This is a genomic window from Kushneria konosiri (genome assembly GCF_002155145.1).
In the GTDB taxonomy this organism is placed as follows: Bacteria; Pseudomonadota; Gammaproteobacteria; order Pseudomonadales; family Halomonadaceae; genus Kushneria; species Kushneria konosiri.
This window is the reverse complement of the sequence record NZ_CP021323.1, coordinates 1,167,410-1,185,139: the sequence shown is the minus strand read 5'-3', so window position 1 is coordinate 1,185,139 and position 17,730 is coordinate 1,167,410. Positions and strand designations below refer to the sequence as shown.

At 62.1% G+C, this 17,730-nt stretch carries 16 protein-coding genes; 7 read left to right on the top strand and 9 right to left on the bottom strand.

Annotation, left to right across the window (positions count from 1 at the left end):
• Positions 1-116 precede the first annotated feature (116 nt).
• Positions 117-1,286: an MFS transporter gene (locus B9G99_RS05540; protein ID WP_086623306.1), complete on the top strand. Its 1,170-nt coding sequence runs from the start codon at positions 117-119 to the stop codon at positions 1,284-1,286.
• 13 nt (positions 1,287-1,299) lie between these two features.
• On the opposite strand, the gene B9G99_RS05535 is transcribed toward B9G99_RS05540, so the two are convergent.
• Both B9G99_RS05535 and mnmE read right to left on the bottom strand, forming a co-directional pair.
• Positions 1,300-2,196, bottom strand: coding sequence for a PhzF family phenazine biosynthesis protein (locus B9G99_RS05535; protein WP_086621106.1), 897 nt, complete (start codon positions 2,194-2,196; stop codon positions 1,300-1,302).
• Between the two features lie 89 nt (positions 2,197-2,285).
• Entirely contained in the window at positions 2,286-3,647 is a 1,362-nt protein-coding gene (gene mnmE / locus B9G99_RS05530; RefSeq protein ID WP_086621105.1) for a tRNA uridine-5-carboxymethylaminomethyl(34) synthesis GTPase MnmE, read from the bottom strand.
• Positions 3,648-3,817: 170 nt separating this feature from the next.
• Between mnmE and B9G99_RS05525 the strand changes: the two genes are divergently transcribed.
• Positions 3,818-4,450, top strand: coding sequence for a flavin reductase family protein (locus tag B9G99_RS05525; RefSeq protein WP_086621104.1), 633 nt, complete (start codon positions 3,818-3,820; stop codon positions 4,448-4,450).
• A gap of 74 nt (positions 4,451-4,524) precedes the next feature.
• Here the strand turns inward: B9G99_RS05525 and pgm are convergent, their stop codons facing one another.
• From pgm to nadA, 3 genes are all read right to left on the bottom strand, one after another.
• Positions 4,525-6,189 (bottom strand): phosphoglucomutase (alpha-D-glucose-1,6-bisphosphate-dependent), encoded by a 1,665-nt coding sequence (gene pgm / locus B9G99_RS05520; RefSeq protein WP_086621103.1) that lies wholly within the window; start codon positions 6,187-6,189, stop codon positions 4,525-4,527.
• A gap of 88 nt (positions 6,190-6,277) precedes the next feature.
• Positions 6,278-7,159 carry a carboxylating nicotinate-nucleotide diphosphorylase gene (gene nadC, locus B9G99_RS05515; protein WP_086621102.1) on the bottom strand — a complete coding sequence of 294 codons (882 nt, stop codon included), beginning with the start codon at positions 7,157-7,159 and terminating at the stop codon, positions 6,278-6,280.
• A complete protein-coding gene (gene nadA, locus B9G99_RS05510) occupies positions 7,156-8,277 on the bottom strand; it encodes a quinolinate synthase NadA (protein ID WP_086621101.1) in 1,122 nt (373 codons plus the stop codon). Before nadA ends, nadC begins: the two co-directional genes overlap by 4 nt.
• A gap of 184 nt (positions 8,278-8,461) precedes the next feature.
• On the opposite strand from nadA, the gene B9G99_RS05505 reads away from it, so the two are divergent.
• Positions 8,462-9,382 (top strand): aldo/keto reductase, encoded by a 921-nt coding sequence (locus tag B9G99_RS05505; protein ID WP_086621100.1) that lies wholly within the window; start codon positions 8,462-8,464, stop codon positions 9,380-9,382.
• Positions 9,383-9,412: 30 nt separating this feature from the next.
• Positions 9,413-10,054: a hypothetical protein gene (locus B9G99_RS05500; protein WP_148663912.1), complete on the top strand. Its 642-nt coding sequence runs from the start codon at positions 9,413-9,415 to the stop codon at positions 10,052-10,054.
• Here B9G99_RS05500 and B9G99_RS05495 read toward each other — a convergent pair.
• The 4 genes from B9G99_RS05495 to rpmH all read right to left on the bottom strand — a co-directional run bounded on the left by B9G99_RS05495 (position 10,048) and on the right by rpmH (position 13,454).
• Positions 10,048-11,076 carry an NUDIX hydrolase gene (locus B9G99_RS05495; RefSeq protein ID WP_227875947.1) on the bottom strand — a complete coding sequence of 343 codons (1,029 nt, stop codon included), beginning with the start codon at positions 11,074-11,076 and terminating at the stop codon, positions 10,048-10,050. The genes B9G99_RS05500 and B9G99_RS05495 overlap by 7 nt on opposite strands.
• A 73-nt stretch (positions 11,077-11,149) precedes the next feature.
• Positions 11,150-12,838 (bottom strand): membrane protein insertase YidC, encoded by a 1,689-nt coding sequence (gene yidC / locus B9G99_RS05490; protein ID WP_086621098.1) that lies wholly within the window; start codon positions 12,836-12,838, stop codon positions 11,150-11,152.
• 78 nt (positions 12,839-12,916) lie between these two features.
• Complete coding sequence (gene rnpA / locus B9G99_RS05485) at positions 12,917-13,294, bottom strand: ribonuclease P protein component (protein WP_086621097.1); 378 nt, start codon at positions 13,292-13,294, stop codon at positions 12,917-12,919.
• 25 nt (positions 13,295-13,319) lie between these two features.
• A complete protein-coding gene (gene rpmH, locus B9G99_RS05480; protein WP_086623304.1) occupies positions 13,320-13,454 on the bottom strand; it encodes a 50S ribosomal protein L34 in 135 nt (44 codons plus the stop codon).
• Between the two features lie 332 nt (positions 13,455-13,786).
• Here rpmH and dnaA point away from each other — a divergent pair, with 332 nt between their 5' ends.
• The 3 genes from dnaA (at position 13,787) to recF (ending at position 17,724) form a co-directional block, all read left to right on the top strand.
• Complete coding sequence (gene dnaA / locus B9G99_RS05475; protein WP_086621096.1) at positions 13,787-15,334, top strand: chromosomal replication initiator protein DnaA; 1,548 nt, start codon at positions 13,787-13,789, stop codon at positions 15,332-15,334.
• A gap of 95 nt (positions 15,335-15,429) precedes the next feature.
• Entirely contained in the window at positions 15,430-16,533 is a 1,104-nt protein-coding gene (gene dnaN, locus B9G99_RS05470) for a DNA polymerase III subunit beta (RefSeq protein WP_086621095.1), read from the top strand.
• 93 nt (positions 16,534-16,626) lie between these two features.
• Positions 16,627-17,724 (top strand): DNA replication/repair protein RecF, encoded by a 1,098-nt coding sequence (gene recF, locus B9G99_RS05465; RefSeq protein ID WP_086621094.1) that lies wholly within the window; start codon positions 16,627-16,629, stop codon positions 17,722-17,724.
• The last annotated feature ends 6 nt before the right edge of the window (positions 17,725-17,730 follow it).

Sequence of the window (17,730 nt, the reverse complement as noted above, 5' to 3'; positions counted from 1 at the left end):
CCGCGGACCGCGATCACTGGATTCGACTCCCTGTTCCACACACGATGCCCCATGGCACGATCCCGTTCGGGGTGCGTGCGATGAGTATTGGTTTTTCCTTTAAAGTGCGAGGCGTCATGGTTCGTCATACCCATCCCCTGCTTGTTCTTCTGGCGCTGGCGACCGGTGGCTTTGCCATCGGCACGACCGAATTTGCCACCATGAGTCTGCTGCCCTTTATTCAGCACGACATGCAGATCGATGCGTCCACGGCCAGTCATATCATCAGCGCCTATGCGCTGGGTGTGGTGATCGGTGCGCCGGTCATTACCGTGCTGGCGGCGCGGATTGATCGCAAATGGCTGTTGTTGATTCTCATGGGCCTGTTTGCGCTTGGCAACGGCATGAGTGCGCTGGCTTCAAGCTACGGCTCGCTGGTGCTGTTCCGATTTTTCAGCGGTCTGCCGCATGGTGCCTACTTCGGGCTGGCGGCGCTGATGGCGGCGTCGGTCGTGACCAGTGGCAAGCGCACGCGGGCCGTTGGCATGGTGATGCTGGGGCTGACGGTAGCGACCATCGTTGGCGTGCCGATGGCGACCTGGCTGGGCAATGCCGTGGGCTGGCGCTGGGGCTACTGGCTGGTGACCACTCTGGCACTGTTGACCGTGGTCATGATTGCCCTGTTTGCCCCCAAAACCGGAGTGGCCAGCGAGCGCAGCGCGAAGGGCGAGCTTCGTGCGCTGAAAAACCGCGCCGTGCTGCTGACGCTGGCCATCGGTGCGGTCGGTTTTGGCGGCATGTTCTCGGTCTATACCTATCTGACCTCGACGCTGGACAGCGTGACGCAGATGTCGTCGGCCACCATTCCGCTGGTACTGGCCGTGTTCGGTCTCGGCATGACGATCGGCAACATTGTCGTGCCGCGTTTTGCCGATCGTGCACTGATGCCTACGGCCGGAGGGCTTTTGATCTGGAGTGCGGTGGCGCTGGGCGTCTTCCCGCTGGTGGCAGGTAACCCCTGGCTGGTCAGTCTTGATGTCTTTTGTATCGGCATCGGTGGGGCGCTTGGCACCATCCTGCAGACCCGGCTGATGGATGTGGCCGGTGAGGCGCAGAACATGGCGGCGGCGCTTAATCACGTGGCCTTCAACATGGCCAATGCCCTTGGCCCCTGGCTTGCCGGGCTGGCACTGGCGCTGGGCTTTGGCTTTCGCTCAACCGGCGTGGTGGGTGCGCTGCTGGCGCTGGGGGGCCTTGTCATCTGGAGCCTGGCACGGCGTCAGGAGCGCCAGGCCCGAATGACGTAAAAGGCAGACGCTGCTAGAGGCGAAGTCGCCCTTCACCAATGACCACGGCCGTGCCACCCACGTGGATGGCCGTGATCTGCTGGTCGGTCTTGTCGACCAGCACCCCGATACGGCTGGGGCGGCCCATTTCGATCCCCTGTTCGATCATGTATTCAAGCGTCCCGCACTCTGATGAGCGCTGCGCCAGATAGCCGGCCAGCGGCGCAGCCGCACTGCCGGTGGCCGGGTCTTCCACCACCTGATCCGTGATGCGCAGCTTGCGCGTGCGCAGGTGGCGTTCACCTGTCTCGACGTAGAGATAGACATTGGCACCGTGTTCGCCCTTCAGGGGGGCTGATAGCAGGGCGGGGGTGGCGTGTGCCCCGGCCAGGGCGTCAACGCAGGACAGTCCGATCAGGTGAAAGGGCGAGCCGCAGGTGGTGCCGATTACCGGCTCATCGACCAGCGTTTCCGGCGAGAGTCCCAAAAGGGCCGCGGCGTCTGCGCGGGACAGCGGGCTCGGTGTCACGCTCAGGGCATTGGGCGTGCTGAGCCAGGCATGCTCACCGTCAAAGCGGATGGGCACCTCACCTGCCCGCTCACGCAGGACCAGCGGGGTCTGATCATCGTGCCAGCCGATCTCGCGTAAAAGCCAGGCCGCGCCGATGGTGGGGTGGCCTGCAAAGGGCAGTTCCTGATGGGGAGTAAAGATGCGCAGCTCGAACACGCCCGGCATGGCGGTCGCCGTCATGAACACCGTCTCCGACAGATTGAGCTCCCGGGCAATACGCTGCATGGTGCGCTCGCTCAGAGCGCCAGCCTCCGGGAACACGGCCAGCGGGTTGCCCTGGAAGGGAGACGAGGTAAAGACATCGAGCAGAAGGTAGTCGATGGAAGACGCCTGCGGGTCGATCACGTCGTGAAGTGGCATGACAGCATTCCTTGAGTGCGGGGCAGTCTCCCCGAGCACAATATGACCTGTGGCTGATAAACCCCTTGACCGCTGGCCTGCAGCGGCGCTTATTTCCCGATGCAGAAACTACCAAAGATCTCGCCGAGCAGCTCATCGGCGGTGAACTCACCGGTGATCTCGCCGAGCGCGTCCTGGGCGGCGCGCAGGTCTTCGGCCAGCAGCTCACCGGCACCGGCGCCGGCCAGCTGATCGGCACCGTGGGAGAGTGACTGTCCGGCGCGGTCCAGCGCGTCAAGGTGACGACGGCGGGCAGAGAAACGGCCTTCGCTGGTCGATTGAAAGCCCATCACGCCCTTGAGATGCGTTTTGAGATGATCCACACCGGCACCGGTGGTGGCGGACAGGCGAATCACCGGCGGCGTGCTGGCAAGACTCGGTTCGTCGGTTTCATTGCTCTCATCGATCTTGTTGCGCACCAGCGTGAGCTTTGAGGGGTCCGGCAGGCGCTCGACAAATTCGGGCCAGATCGCCATCGGGTCGAGTTCACCGCTTTCGCGGCTGTCGACCATGAGCAGTACGCGGTCGGCCTTTTCGATCTCCGCCCAGGCACGCTGCACGCCGATTTTTTCCACCGCGTCCGGCGTATCGCGCAGCCCGGCGGTGTCGATGATGTGCAGCGGCATGCCGTCAAGATGGATATGCTCGCGCAGCACGTCTCGAGTGGTGCCGGCTATATCGGTGACGATCGCGGTTTCCTGCTCGGTCAGGGCGTTCAAAAGGCTCGATTTTCCCGCATTGGGACGCCCGGCGATCACCACGCTCATCCCTTCACGCATCAGCGCGCCCTGAGCGGCGCTGGCGCGTACCTCGGCAAGGCTCTCCCGCACGCCGGCCAGCATTTCGGCCACCCGACCGTCGCCGAGAAAGTCGATCTCTTCCTCGGGGAAGTCGATGGCCGCCTCGACAAAGATGCGAAGCTCGATGAGGCGCTGAACCAGTGCCTGTACCCGGGTCGAAAATTCGCCCTGCAGCGAATGCAGGGCGTTTTCGGCCGCGGCGCGGGAGCTGGCCTCGATCAGATCCGCGATCGCCTCGGCCTGGGCCAGATCGAGCTTGTCGTTCAAAAAGGCGCGCTCCGAGAACTCACCCGGCCGCGCCAGCCGGGCACCCAGCGCGACGGTGCGCTCCAGCAGCCAGTCCATGATGACCGGGCCGCCGTGGCCCTGAAGCTCCAGCACGTCCTCACCGGTGAACGAATGAGGACCGGGGAACCACAGTGCGATGCCCTCATCGAGTACCTGGCCGTCATCGCCCAGAAAGGGGCCGTAGTGGGCACGTCGGGGCTCGGGCTCGAAGCCGAGCATGGCGCGGGCGATCTCGGCAGTTCTGGCGCCGGAGAGGCGGATGATGCCGACGCCGCCGCGCCCGGGCGGCGTGGCCAGCGCACTGATGGTGTCCTGATCGAGCATGCAAGTTCCGAAGGGTCAAGGGCCGGCAAGGGCGGCATGAATGATAGGGCAACGATTGTCGGCGCTGGCATCAAACGCTGCAAGCGCGGGTCGATCGTACCGGTGAACAGGGTCGGTCGTTGCTATAGTGGTTCGCAGACTAATCGATACCGCAACACCGGAGAGCGTTCATGACCGAGCAGTTCCACTTCTATGAGCCACGCAAGGGTCACGGCCTGCCGCATGACCCCTTCAAGGCGATTATCGCTCCGCGCCCGATCGGCTGGGTCTCCTCGCAAAACAGCGAAGGGCGACTCAATCTGGCGCCCTACAGCTTTTTCAACGCTTTCTGTGCCGCGCCGCCGATTATTGGTTTTGCCAGCGCCGGCTGGAAGGACAGCGTGGCCAACATCGAGGCGACCGGCGAGTTCTGCTGGCATCTGGCCACGCGCGCACTGGCCGAGAAAATGAACACCTCGAGTGCCAGCGTGGGCAGTGAGGTGGACGAGTTTGCACTTTCCGGGCTGACGCCTGCCGCCTCAAACGTGGTGAAGGTGCCGCGCGTTCTGGAAGCGCCGGTGTCGTTTGAATGCCGGCTGAGTCAGCTGATCCAGCTTGAATCCGCCGACGGTGAGACGCTTGATAACTGGCTGGTGCTGGGCGAGGTCGTGGGGGTGCATATCGATCAGCATCTGCTGGAAGAGGGCATCTATCAGACCGCGCTGGCCGAGCCGATCCTGCGTGCCGGCGGGCCGACCACCTACTACACCATCAATGATGGCGTGCGCTTTGATATGGAACGGCCGGACAACTCCGGTCAGTAACTCGGATCGAACACCATGAAGACAAGAAAGGCCGGCAATCGCCGGCCTTTCTCATGGGGTTTGCCGCAGGGGTATCAGCCCTTGAGCACGCCGTCCACCAGCGCCTTGGCTTCTTCCTGAATGCGCTTCAGGTGATCTTCGCCTTCAAAGCTTTCGGCGTAGATCTTGTAGACGTCTTCGGTGCCCGAAGGACGTGCCGCAAACCAGCCCGCCTCGGTTTCCACCTTGAGCCCGCCGATGGCCGCGCCGTTGCCGGGGGCTTCGGTGAGCTTGCGGGTGATGGCATGACCGGCCAGCTCGGAAGCCGTGACCTGCTCGGGGGAGAGCTTGCCCAGACGGGCCTTCTGGTCGCGATCGGCCGGAGCGTCCACTCGGGCATAGACCGGCGCGCCAAAGCGCTCGGTCAGCGCCTGATAGCGCTCGCCCGGGTCCTTGCCGGTCACGGCAGTCATTTCGGCGGCCAGAAGGCCCAGAATGATGCCGTCCTTGTCGGTCGACCAGGGCTTGCCGTCAAAGGTCAGAAACGAGGCACCGGCGGATTCTTCACCGCCAAAGCCGAGGCTGCCGTCCATCAGACCATCCACGAACCACTTGAAGCCGACCGGCACCTCGACCACGGGCTTGCCGATGCCCTCGGCAACGCGGTCAATCATCGACGATGACACCAGCGTCTTGCCGATGGCCGCCTGGTCACTCCACTGCGGACGGTGGGTAAAGAGATACTCGATCGCCACGGCCAGATAGTGATTGGGATTCAAAAGCCCCGTCGAGCGGGCGACGATGCCGTGACGGTCATGGTCGGTGTCGCAGGCAAAGGAGACGTCAAAGCGGTCCTTGTTCTCGATCAGACCGGCCATGGCGTAGGGGGAAGAGCAGTCCATGCGGATCTTGCCGTCCCAGTCCAGGCGCATGAACCGAAAGGTCGGGTCCACGGTGGTGGAGATCACTTCCAGCGGCAGCTGATAGCGCTCGGCGATGCGCGTCCAGTAGTGCACGCCGGCCCCGCCCAGCGGATCGACGCCGAACTTGAGTCCCGAGTCGCGGATCGCGGCCATGTCGATGACCTGTTCAAGGCCGGAGACATAGCTGTCGATGAAGTCAAAGCGCTGGGTGGTCGGTGCAGCCAGTGCCTGCGCGTAGCTGACGCGCTTCACGCCTTCGAGATCATTGGACAGCAGCGCATTGGCGCGCTCCTGAATCCATTTTGTGATGCCGGTGTCGGCCGGGCCACCGTTGGTAGGATTGTACTTGAAGCCACCATCCACCGGCGGATTGTGCGACGGCGTGATCACGATGCCATCGGCCAGATCGCTGGTGCGATCGCGGTTGTAATTGAGAATGGCGTTGGACAGCGCCGGCGTCGGCGTATAGCCCGGCTCGCCGCCCGTCTCTTCACAGCCGGCGTCAATGCGGGTCTCAACATGGTTGGCGGCCAGCACTTCAAGGGCGGAGACAAAGGCCGGCTCCGACAGCGCATGGGTGTCCATGCCGATAAACAGCGGCCCGGTGATGCCCTGTTCCTGTCGGTAATCACAGATGGCCTGGGTGGTGGCCAGAATGTGCCATTCGTTGAAGCTCGTTTTCAGCGATGAGCCGCGATGGCCGGAGGTTCCGAAGGCCACCTGCTGGGCGGGATCCGACACGTCGGGACGCTCGCTGTAATAGCGCGACACCAGACGCGGCAGATGGGCGAGGCGTTGCTCGTCGGGCTGCTGCCCTGCATGGGGATCGATGCTCATCTCTTCATCCTTTGAGAAGCGTGACGACAAATTTACGCGCCATTCTAGCAGGCCCTGTACAGATGCCTCTGTGCCTTTTTGTCATGGCTCAATCGGGACTGTCCTGATCAATCGTGTCCAATCCGATATCCAGCTGTGGCGCCGAGTGGGTGAGGGCGCCCACGGCGATCAGGTCGACGCCGGTCTCGGCGATCTCGCGCAGGTGTTGGGCGTCGACGCCGCCGGAAGCCGTAAGCAGGCAGCGTCCCTGGGTCATGGTCACAGCGTGGCGCAGGTCTTCAAGGCCCATGTTGTCGAGCAGGATGGCGTGTGGCGGTGTCTCGAGGGCTTCTTCAAGCTGTTTGAGGGTGTCGACTTCCAGCTCGATCATGCGCAGATGCCCAAGCTGTGCCCGGGCCCGCGCCAGCGCCTCGCGAATGCTGCCGACCGCGGCGATATGGTTGTCCTTGATCAGCATGGCGTCATCAAGGCCCAGGCGATGATTGACGCCGCCACCCAGACGCACGGCACGCTTTTCGAGCGCGCGCAGGCCGGGGGTGGTCTTGCGCGTGCAGGCAAGCCTTGTCGGGCGGCCTTCGAGCTGATCGACCATGGTGCGAGTGAGCGTGGCGATGCCGGAGAGTCGGGTCAGGAAATTGAGGGCGGTGCGCTCGGCGGTCAACAGCGACCGGGTCGGCCCTTCGAGCGTGGCGATGGTCTCAAGCGCGTCAAGCGCGTCACCGTCACGGTGATATACCTTGAGGTGGATGTTGGTATCGACGTGATGAAGCACGCGGGCCAGCACGTCCATGCCGGCCAGCACGCCGGGGCGTCGGGGGCGCAGCTGCAGGCGACTGGTGTGAGTGACCTCGATCAGCGCATCACTGGTGATATCCCCGCCGCGGCCGAGATCTTCGGTCAGCGCGGCGATCACGATGGGGTCGAGCAGCACATTGGGCAGCGGGGCAATGTCGTGGTTGGGTCGGCTCATGACACCACCTCAACGTGAGACGTGCGGGCCGGTCGGGTGAAATCGGCCGGCGTGGCGGGTTCCGGCAGTGCCAGCATCGCCTCGATGGCGCGTCGAGCGCGTACGGCGACGCTCTCATCGACATGCACTTCATGGTGGCCGAAGGCAAGCGAGTCCAGAATACCGTCCAGCGTGATGCGCTGCATGTGCGGACAGAGTGTACAGCTGCGCACAAACTCGATCTGCGGGTGGCGGCTGATCAGATTGTCACTCATCGAGCACTCGGTGAGCAGCAGCACCTGTTCGGGTCGATGATCGTCGACCCAGCGTTCCAGCGCAGCTGTCGAGCCGGAGAAATCGGCGGCGTCCAGCACGCTGGTGGGGCACTCCGGATGCGCCAGCACCTGCACACCCGGGTGACGACGGCGTATGGCCCCTATCTGGGCGGGTGTGAACTGCTCATGCACCTCGCAGCTGCCCTGCCAGACCAGGATCGATAGAGGCGTGCGCGCGGCCACGTTTCGAGCGAGATGTTCGTCGGGGAGCATGATGACCCGGTCCACGCCCCATTCGGCAGCGATCGCTTCCACCACGTTCAAGGCGTTGGAGGAGGTACAGCAGATATCGCTTTCGGCCTTCACCTCGGCACTGGTGTTGACGTAGGTCACGACCGGTACATTCGGGTAACGTGATTTCAGTGCACGCACCTGGGCGCCGCTGATCGAGGCGGCCAGCGAGCAGCCGGCGTGAGTATCAGGAATCAGCACCCGCTTGTCGGGACAAAGAATCTTCGAGGTTTCCGCCATGAAGTGCACGCCTGCCTGCACAATGGTACTCGCCTCGCTTTTGGCGGCCTCGCGCGCCAGCGCCAGCGAGTCACCGCGAATGTCGCCGACCAGCGCGTAGATTTCCGGCGGCATGTAGTTGTGCGCCAGAATCACGGCGTCCTGTTCGCGCTGAAGTGTTCGGATGGCATGAACCCGGCAAGCCATGGCCGGCCAGTCCTGGGCGCTAACATGGTCTTCCACCCGGGCATAAAGCGCGTCGGTATGGCGGGCCACCTCGGCATTGTAGGGGGGCAGCAGCGCTTCAATCTGCAGGGCAGACGATATCGCCGAGCGGGCAGGCGTCACGGTCATGAACAGGCTCCTGAACTTTATTCTCAAAATGAGCATTTTTGAGCCTATCGTTTTCCGGCCCTCGCAGCAATGCGATCAGAGCAGGGAAAAGGCCTGGCCGGAACTGAGGGTTCAGGCCCTGTGGCTCGCCTGTGGGCTGACCCATGACCTATAAAGAAGCTCTGACCCTCTTCGGGAGAGCCTTATGCGTTTACCGATACGGCGACGTCATTTTCTGCTCGGGCTGGCGGCCACCGGTCTGGCGGCGCGCTGGCCGAAGGTCTTCGCCGAATCCGGCGACGAACCGATCACCCGATTGATCCCCGCCACTGGTGAAGCTCTGCCGGTGATCGGCATGGGCACCTGGCGCACCTTCAACGTGGGTAGTGATCCGATGCTGCTCGATCAGCGCGAGCAGATTCTCGAACTCTTTTTTCAGCGCGGCGGCCGGGTGGTGGATTCATCGCCCATGTATGGCTCCGCCGAAGCGGTCATGGGTGATCTGCTCGGGCGTCTGGAACAGCGCGATCTGTTTGCTGCCACCAAGGTGTGGACGCGTGATGAGGGCGAGACCCTTGAGGCCGTCGAAAACTCTGAAGCGCTGTGGGGCGTGGCACGGTTTGATCTGATGCAGGTGCACAATCTGCTGGGCTGGGAAGGCCATCTGGAAACACTTCAGGCGCTGAAATCGCAGGGTCGGCTGCGCTATATCGGGGTGACCACCTCCCACGGACGACGCCACGATGAACTCGAGCGGATCATGACGCGCGAGCCGCTCGATTTCGTGCAGCTGACCTATAACATCGCCGATCGGGCGGCGCAGAACCGACTGCTGCCGTTGGCTCGTGAGCGAGGCATTGCGGTCATTGCCAACCGGCCCTTTCAGGGCGGACGGCTGTTTGACCGCGTCCGGTCACAGCCGCTGCCGGCCTGGGCCGGAGAGGCCGGAATCTCGAGCTGGGCCGGCTTTTTTCTCAAGTTTATCGTGTCGCACCCGGCCATGACCTGCGCGATCCCGGCCACTACACAGCTGGCCCACATGCGCGAGAACATGGCGGCGCTCTACGGCCGGCTGCCCGACGAGGCGCAGCGCCAGCGCATGATCGACCACGTTCAGGGGCTATAGCGAATGGAGTATGCGCTCAGCGATTTCCTGATGTTTACCCCCGAGGTCTATCTACGCCTTTTCGAGCGGGCCAACGCGTGGCCGGGTCGCGGGCTCTGGATGGTAGTGGCACTACTGGCCGCCGTGCCCGTGCTGCTGTTTCAGCCCCTGTCCGGGCTCCGGCGGCTGGTGCCGATTGTGATGGCGGCCGGCTGGGGGCTGACGGCGGCGGTTTTCATGCTGCAGTTCTATGCGCCTATCAACTGGCCGATCGGCCCCCTTGCGTGGGTCTTTGCGCTGGAGGCCCTATTGCTTGCGCTGCTGGCCCTCCGTCCTCCCCCGGGCGGCATACGTCCAGTCGTGCTGATCTGCTGGGTCGCGGTGTTGCTGGCGCTATCATGGATGACGGTTTACGAAACCGGCACGTGGTGGGCGATCGCGCTGCCCGGGATGACACCGGACATGACGGCGGTATCCACGGCAGTGCTTCTGCTGGCGTGGCCCCGTCGTGCCCGATGGGCGTTACTGATTATCCCGCTGGTGTGGTTCATCTTCAGTGTGCTGGTGCACTGGACGTTGAAACTGTGGTGGCCCATGGTCGTGCCAGCCGGGGGGCTTGCGATGGTGCTGATCGCCTGGGCGTGGCCGGATCGGCCATCTCAGGAATCTGGGGTTTCGGAGCGCGTCTACTGATATTCGCTGTGGGCCAACGGGGTCTGCACGCCCGGCGCCATCTGCTGGCGCCACTGCTCGCGGCAAAAGCGAAAGCGCTCGGCCGGCCGGCCGCCGGTGGTGGTATCCACCGCGCCGGTGGGCACCACCAGACCGGTGCGGTCCAGCGCGCGGCGAAAGTTCTGCTTGTGCAGCCGGCAGCCAATGATCGCCTCGATGGTCAGCTGCAGCTGGGACAGGGTGAAGTGCTCGGGCAGCAGATCAAAGATGACCGGTCGGTAACGCAGCTTGCCACGCAGACGATCCATGGCGGTGGCAAGAATGCGACGGTGGTCGGACATCAAGGGTTCTCCCGGCAAGGAGATCACGACCTCGACGTCGTCATGACGCTGCGCTTCCGAGGCGAGCCCGGCCTCGTATAAAAGCTCGAAGCGTTCGAGTACGCGAGTATCTACCCAGCGCGCGCCATCAAATCCAAAGGCCAGCTGCGCGCGTTGACGCCTTGCCTCTCGTGTCGCCTCGTCCGGGCTTGCCGCCGTCCAGCGAGACAGGGCCGGGGCGATGATCATGTCGATCATTGCCGGGCGACCGTGGCGATAATCCTCCCAGGGTAAATGATCATACCAGCTGGTCCAGACGGTGTGGTCGTCGCGCAGTGACTGCTGATAGGACACCAGCCCCAGGTGGCCAATGGAAATATGACGCGTGATTTCACCGGGCGCGTCGGGTTGAAGACGATCCTGATCGCCGAAGGTATAGAGCTGTTCGACGTAATCCAGTGTCAGACCGGTCTGGCGGGCGACGCGATCGCGAAGGCCCAGTTCAAAGGTGCGGTGATGACGGGGGTCGAAGCTTCCTGCCGGCAGCATGGGTGCGCGACAGCGGTCGGTGGAGTGCGTGAGTAACACGGTGGGGGTGGCCGACTCCATCGCAACGACGACGGCAGAGAGTTCAATGGCAATGACAGCGCTGTCTGGCATGGTGGTGACGGCCCGAGGCATTTCGTAATCAGCAGGGGATTCGACAGGGCGCCATTGTGTCACAAGATGGTCATGAGTGGCGGATAAAGAAAACCCCTGCATGAGCAGGGGTTCTGGGTAACGCGAGGATTCCGGTTCAGGCGGCCGTTTCCTTACTGTCGCCTTCCCGTTCGATGCGTTTGGTAATGAAATACTGCTGCGCGATCGAGAGCAGGTTGTTGGTAATCCAGTAGACCACCAGACCGGCCGGGAACCACAGGAAGAAGAAGGTGAAGACGATCGGCAGCATCTTCATGATCTTCGCCTGCGTGGGGTCCGGCGGTGTCGGATTCAGCTGCTGCTGCAGGAACATGGTCAGACCCATGATGATCGGCAGGATGAAGTACGGATCCTGCGCCGAAAGATCATGAATCCAGAGCATGAACGGCGCGTGGCGAAGCTCGATGGATTCCATCAGCATCCAGTACAGCGCGATGAACACCGGCATCTGGATCACGATCGGCAGACAGCCGCCCAGAGGATTGATCTTCTCCTTCTGGTAGAACTTCATCATCTCCTGCGACATCTTCTGCCGGTCGTCACCGTGCTGTTCCTTGATGCGCTTCATCTCGGGACCCATCTTGCGCATCTTGGCCATCGACTTGTAGGCGGTGGCGGAGAGCGGGAAGAGGACAGCCTTGACCAGTACGGTCAGCAGGATGATGGAGAAGCCCCAGTTGCCGATCAGCGCATGAATATGCGTGAGCAGCCAGAACAGCGGATTGGCGAGGAACCACAGCCAGCCGAAATCGACGGTCAGCTGTAGATGCGGTGCCACGGCTTCAAGGCGGTCATGCTCCTTCGGACCCATATAAAGGGTGGCCGAGAGATCGCCGGTCTGTCCGGGTGCCACGGTTTCGCTCGGGCTGGCAAAGGCCGCCACATTGCGTCCACGCTGGTCGACGTCGGCGTAGTACAGGTTCTGCTGGTCCTGATTGGGTGCCCAGGCGGTGGTGAAATAGTGCTGAATCATCGCGACCCAGCCGCCACGCACATCCGCGTTCTTGAAACTGCCGTTTTTGATGTCCTCGAAGCTGACCTTCTGATAATGGTCATCCGGCGAGGAGAAGGCCGCGCCCAGGTAGGCATGCATGCCCACGCCGGCACCGCTGGTCGGATCATCACTGTTGTCACGGGCCAGCTGGCCGATAAAGCGGGCGCTGACCGGTGTCTGAGAGGTGTTGTCGATCAGATAGTCGACCTTGACGGCATAGCTGTCGCGCTCAAAGGTGAAGCGCTTGATGATGTCCACGCCGTTGACGGTTGCCCGCATGTCGACCTGAAGCGTCTTTTGATCATCGCTCAGCTGATAGCGGGTTTTTTCGGGGGTAAAGGTAATTCGCCCCTTGTGGCCTTCCATCTGCAGCCCGGAGCGTGCGATGTAGCTGCGGCGCTGATCATCTGAAAGCAGAACGAAGGGTGCATCGCTATCCAGGCGCTGTAGATGCTTGGGCAGGGCGGCATAGACGATATCGCCACCGCGCGGGTCGATGCGCAGGTCAAGGGCATCGGTGCGTACACTGATCAGGCTGGTGTTTCCGGTATCGGCGGCGCTGTCGGTGCTCTCGGTAGTGTTGCCGGGCTGCGGGGTACTGGCGCGTTCACTGGCCGTGTCGGGGGCGTCGAGCGACTGCTCACCGGGTTCAACGTCACTGCTTTGCTGGGACAGGGCGGGAGGCGCTTCATCCGGCAGGTCGTTTTGCCCGTGATCATTGCTCCATTGAATGATCATCAGATAGGCAAGCACGGCCAGCGGGATGACAAAAAGAAGTCGTTTCAGATCCATTGGGATTGCCCGGTGGGAAAATGTCGACGCGGCGCAAGAAAACGACGGGTCGCACTCGACGGTTCGTCGCGCCTCGTATTATTGCTGATGTTCCGGCTGGCGCTTGACGTCCTTTTCAAGACGTCGCCACATACCGTGAAGCTGTCTGGCCAGCGTTTCCGAGTCGATCTCGTGAACGCCCCTGCGTGACAGCACAACGATATCCACGGCTGGCAGCCACTGCTGGCGCAGTCGCACCGATTCTCGAGTCAAGCGCTTGAGACGGTTGCGATCCACGGCTCGGCGTACGTTCTTCTTGCTGAATACCAGCCCCACCCGAACGTGACCGAGATCGTTCGGTGTGGCGAGTGCGAGAAGGCCCTTGCCGTGAATTCTAAAACTGGCATGTTCGAAAACATGACGGTATTCCCCGGCGGTCAGAATTCTAAGACCGCGGGGAAATCCCTGATTGGTCATAAGCTGGACCGATCCTGTCGAGGGATCAGGCACTCAGGCGCTTGCGACCCTTGGCACGGCGACGCGAAATGACCTGACGGCCGTTCTTGGTGGCCATGCGAGCGCGAAAGCCGTGGTTACGCTTGCGCTTGAGCACGCTGGGCTGGAAAGTACGTTTCATGGTTGCGATTCCCGAATTGAGACTTGAGTGATCGGTGACACCGATGCCCTCAAAATCGAGGCGCACGGGGGTCAAGAGCCGGGATTCTAGAGAATTCAACGAAGACGTGCAATTTTTATCCACGCAAGAAAACGATCATTTTGTGCATAACTTTGTGCACAAGGCGATCGCATCTTTTTTTCAGGGCCCGCCGTGCGAAGCTGAGAGGCCAGAACAGCGAGCACAAGGTTACCCACAGGAGGTTTGGCGCGCCATCACGGTGTGGATAACCTGGTGCACGGGCGTTACACTATCGCCCCATTTGCAAGACTCACCATCAATAGAGGTCGCGTGTGTCCATCGCTCTCTGGCAGCAATGTCTTGACTATTTACAGGATGAATTGAGCTCTCAGCAGTTCAACACCTGGATCCGTCCCCTGCAGGCCGAAAGCGGTTCCAGTGACCACGAACTCTCCCTGCTGGCCCCCAATCGCTTTGTGCGTGACTGGGTCAATGACAAGTATTTAAAGCGCATTAACGAACTGATGCGCGAACTGGCCCAGGGCCGTCCGCCCAAGGTCTCGCTGGATATCGGTAGCCGCCGAACCGTGTCCAATCCTGCGCCGAAGCCTGCCGCCTCCGGCGAGTCAGGCAGCGCCGCGCCGCAGTCCGGTGCCGGGCAGCCGGCACCGGAGAGCTGGTCTGCGGGCGTGACACGAACGTCCTCGGCGCCCATGCCGCCCTCGCCGCCGACTTCTCCGCGCGGCGACTATCAGGACGAGCGCGAAATTCCTGCGGCGCCGCCTTCGGGCAATACCACGGGCGGACGGCGCAGCGACAGCGGCGAACGCCAGGTGCAGGTCGAGGGCAGCATCCGCCATCAAAGCGGGCTCAACCCGGGCTTTACCTTCGAAACCTTTGTCGAAGGTAAATCCAACCAGCTGGCGCGGGCCGCGTCGCGCCAGGTGGCCGAAAATCCCGGTGGTGCCTATAACCCGCTGTTTCTGTATGGCGGCGTGGGGCTGGGTAAAACGCATTTGATGCACGCAGTGGGCAATCACCTGGCCGGCCTTCGTGATAACGCCCGGGTGGTCTATCTGCATTCCGAGCGCTTCGTGGCCGACATGGTCAAGGCGTTGCAGCTCAACGCCATCAACGATTTCAAGCGCTTTTATCGCAGCGTGGATGCGCTGTTGATCGATGACATCCAGTTCTTTGCCGGCAAGGAGCGCTCCCAGGAGGAGTTCTTCCATACCTTTAATGCCCTGCTGGAAGGCGGTCAGCAGATGATTCTGACCTCGGATCGCTACCCCAAGGAGATCAGTGGGGTCGAGGAGCGTCTGAAATCGCGTTTTGGCTGGGGTCTGACGGTCGCCATCGAGCCGCCGGAGCTTGAAACCCGCGTGGCGATTCTCATGAAAAAGGCCGAGCAGGCGAAGGCGGATCTGCCGCACGATGCGGCGTTTTTCATCGCTCAGAAAATCCGCTCCAACGTTCGTGAACTGGAAGGTGCGCTCAAGAAGGTGATCGCCGACTCCCACTTCATGGGCCAGCCGATCAACCAGGAGTTCATCCGCGAGTCGCTCAAGGATCTGCTGGCACTGCAGGACAAGCAGGTCGGTGTGGATAATATCCAGCGTACCGTGGCGGAGTACTACAAGATCAAGGTGGCCGATCTGCACTCCAAGCGCCGCTCACGCTCGGTAGCCCGCCCGCGGCAGGTCGCCATGGCGCTGGCCAAGGAGCTGACCAACCACAGTCTGCCTGAAATCGGCGATGCCTTTGGCGGTCGTGACCACACCACGGTGCTGCACGCCTGTCGCAAGGTGGTGGAGCTGCGTGAGGAAAACTCCGATATCCGCGAAGACTACAAGAACCTGCTGCGTCTTCTGACCAGCTGATGATCAAGCGTTCGGCGCATGCCGCGTACATCATCAGCGGTCATCGACATGACAACACTGTGGCCGGAACAAGAGCCTGAAAAGAGTGGAGCCCCATGAAATTTTCCATTTTGCGTGAAGCCCTGCTGCGCCCGCTATCGCTGGTAGCGGGCGTGGTTGAGCGCCGTCAGACCCTGCCGGTGCTCTCCAATGTTTTATTAACGGTCAGCGATGACGAGCTGTCGCTGACCGGTACCGATCTCGAGGTCGAGCTGATCGGTCGCGTGGCGCCCTCGAGCGTCGAGGAGAGCGGTGCGGTGACCGTGCCGGCCCGCAAGCTGATGGACATCTGCAAGTCGCTACCCGATCAGTCCGAGATTACCCTGGCCATCGAAGAGGGCCGGGCACTGCTGCGTTCGGGACGCTCACGCTTTACGCTGTCGACCCTGCCGGCCGCTGAATTTCCCAGCATCGACGAAGGCCAGGGCAGTACCAAACTGACCCTGCCGCGCCGCACGCTCAAGCAGCTCATCGATGCCACCGGCTTTGCGATGGCGCAGCAGGACGTGCGCTATTATCTCAACGGCATGCTCATCGAGCTGCGCGATCATCTGGTTCGCACCGTGGCCACCGACGGCCACCGTCTGGCGGTCTGCTCGCGCAGTGCCGATATTTCGCTCGAGGAGCCGCAACGTCTGATTCTACCGCGCAAGGGCGTGGTCGAGCTCTCGCGTCTGCTCGATGACAGCGACGAGCCGATCACGCTGATGCTGGGCGCCAGCCATCTGCGCGTGCGCACCGGGGCCTACACCTTTACCTCGCGACTGGTCGACGGCAAGTTCCCCGACTACGAGCGGGTCATTCCCAAGGGCGGCGACAAGCAGATTCTGGCCCAGCGCGGCGAGCTGCGTCAGGTGCTCTCGCGTACCGCCATCCTCTCCAACGAGAAGTACCGTGGCGTGCGCCTCAATCTGGAAGCGGGCAACCTGCGAGTGCTGGCCAATAACCCCGAGCAGGAAGAGGCTGAAGAGAACGTGGCGATCGACTACAGCGGCAGCGCGCTGGAGATCGGTTTTAACGTCGGCTATCTGATCGATGTGCTCAGCGTGCTGGACACCGATCAGGTCCAGCTGACGCTGTCCGATCCCAACAGCAGTGCGCTGCTGGAAGCGCCCGGCGGCGGCGATGCCATGTATGTCGTCATGCCGATGCGGCTCTGACGTTTTTGCAACATCGCCTGTCAAACCATCTGTCAGCCTGTCTGCCACGTCAGCGCCCGGCTTCGGCCGGGCGCGCGTCCCTTCGGGATCGTCATGCCGCTTGATCATCTTCATTTTCAGGGACTGCGCAACCTGCCCGCCGTAACCTGGCAGCCGGGCGCGCACGTCAATCTGATCTTCGGCGACAACGGCAGCGGCAAGACCAGTCTGCTGGAAGGTCTACATATTCTGGGCATGGGGCGCTCGTTTCGTACCCGTCAGCTCAAGCATGCCATCACTCACGATCAGGAGGCCATGACGCTGTTTGGCCGTCTGACCGGCGATCCGGCACTGCCGCTGGGCGTGGAGCGACGTCGCGACAGTGATGGCCTCAACGTGCGGGTGGCCGGTGAGAAGATCGACCGCATTGCCGAGCTGGCGCGTCATCTTCCCATGCAACTGATCAACCCGGATGCCTTTCGGCTGATCGAAGGGGCACCTGCTGCGCGGCGCGAGTTTCTCGACTGGGGCGTATTTTACGTTTATCCCGATTTTTTCGATGTCTGGCGCCGCGCAAGACGTGCGCTCAAACATCGGAATGCGCTGCTCAGACATGATAGAATTGATGAACAGTCGCTGGCCCTCTGGAGCCGCGAACTGGCGCGCTGGAGCGATCGACTGGACGCCATGCGCAATGACTGGATGGCGCGCTTTAATGATGTGTTCAACGCAACACTAACCGAGCTGATCGATCTGCCGGAGCTGTCCCTGCGCTACTACCGAGGCTGGGATAAAAACCGGCCGCTCGAAGAGATTCTGCTGGAGAGCGTGGCGACCGATCGTCAGATGAAGTTTACCCAGCAGGGGCCTCAGCGCGCCGATCTGCGTCTGCGCATGGGCCGCCATCCGGCGTCCGAAGTGCTTTCCAGAGGACAGCAGAAACTGGTGGTCAGCGCCATGAAACTGGCGCAGGGGCGTCTTCTTGATCAGGAAGACCGTCACCGCTGCCTCTATCTGATCGATGATCTGGCCGCCGAACTTGACGAGCAGCACCGTCGCGCCTTTTGTCGGCTGCTGGAACAGATGAATTGTCAGACCTTTCTGACCGGTATCGAGCCTGCCTCGCTTGAAGGGCACTGGCATGCCGATACCGATGTAAAAAGGTTTCACGTGAAACAGGGTCGTCTGGCAAACATGCCGACGGCACGATGACCCGGG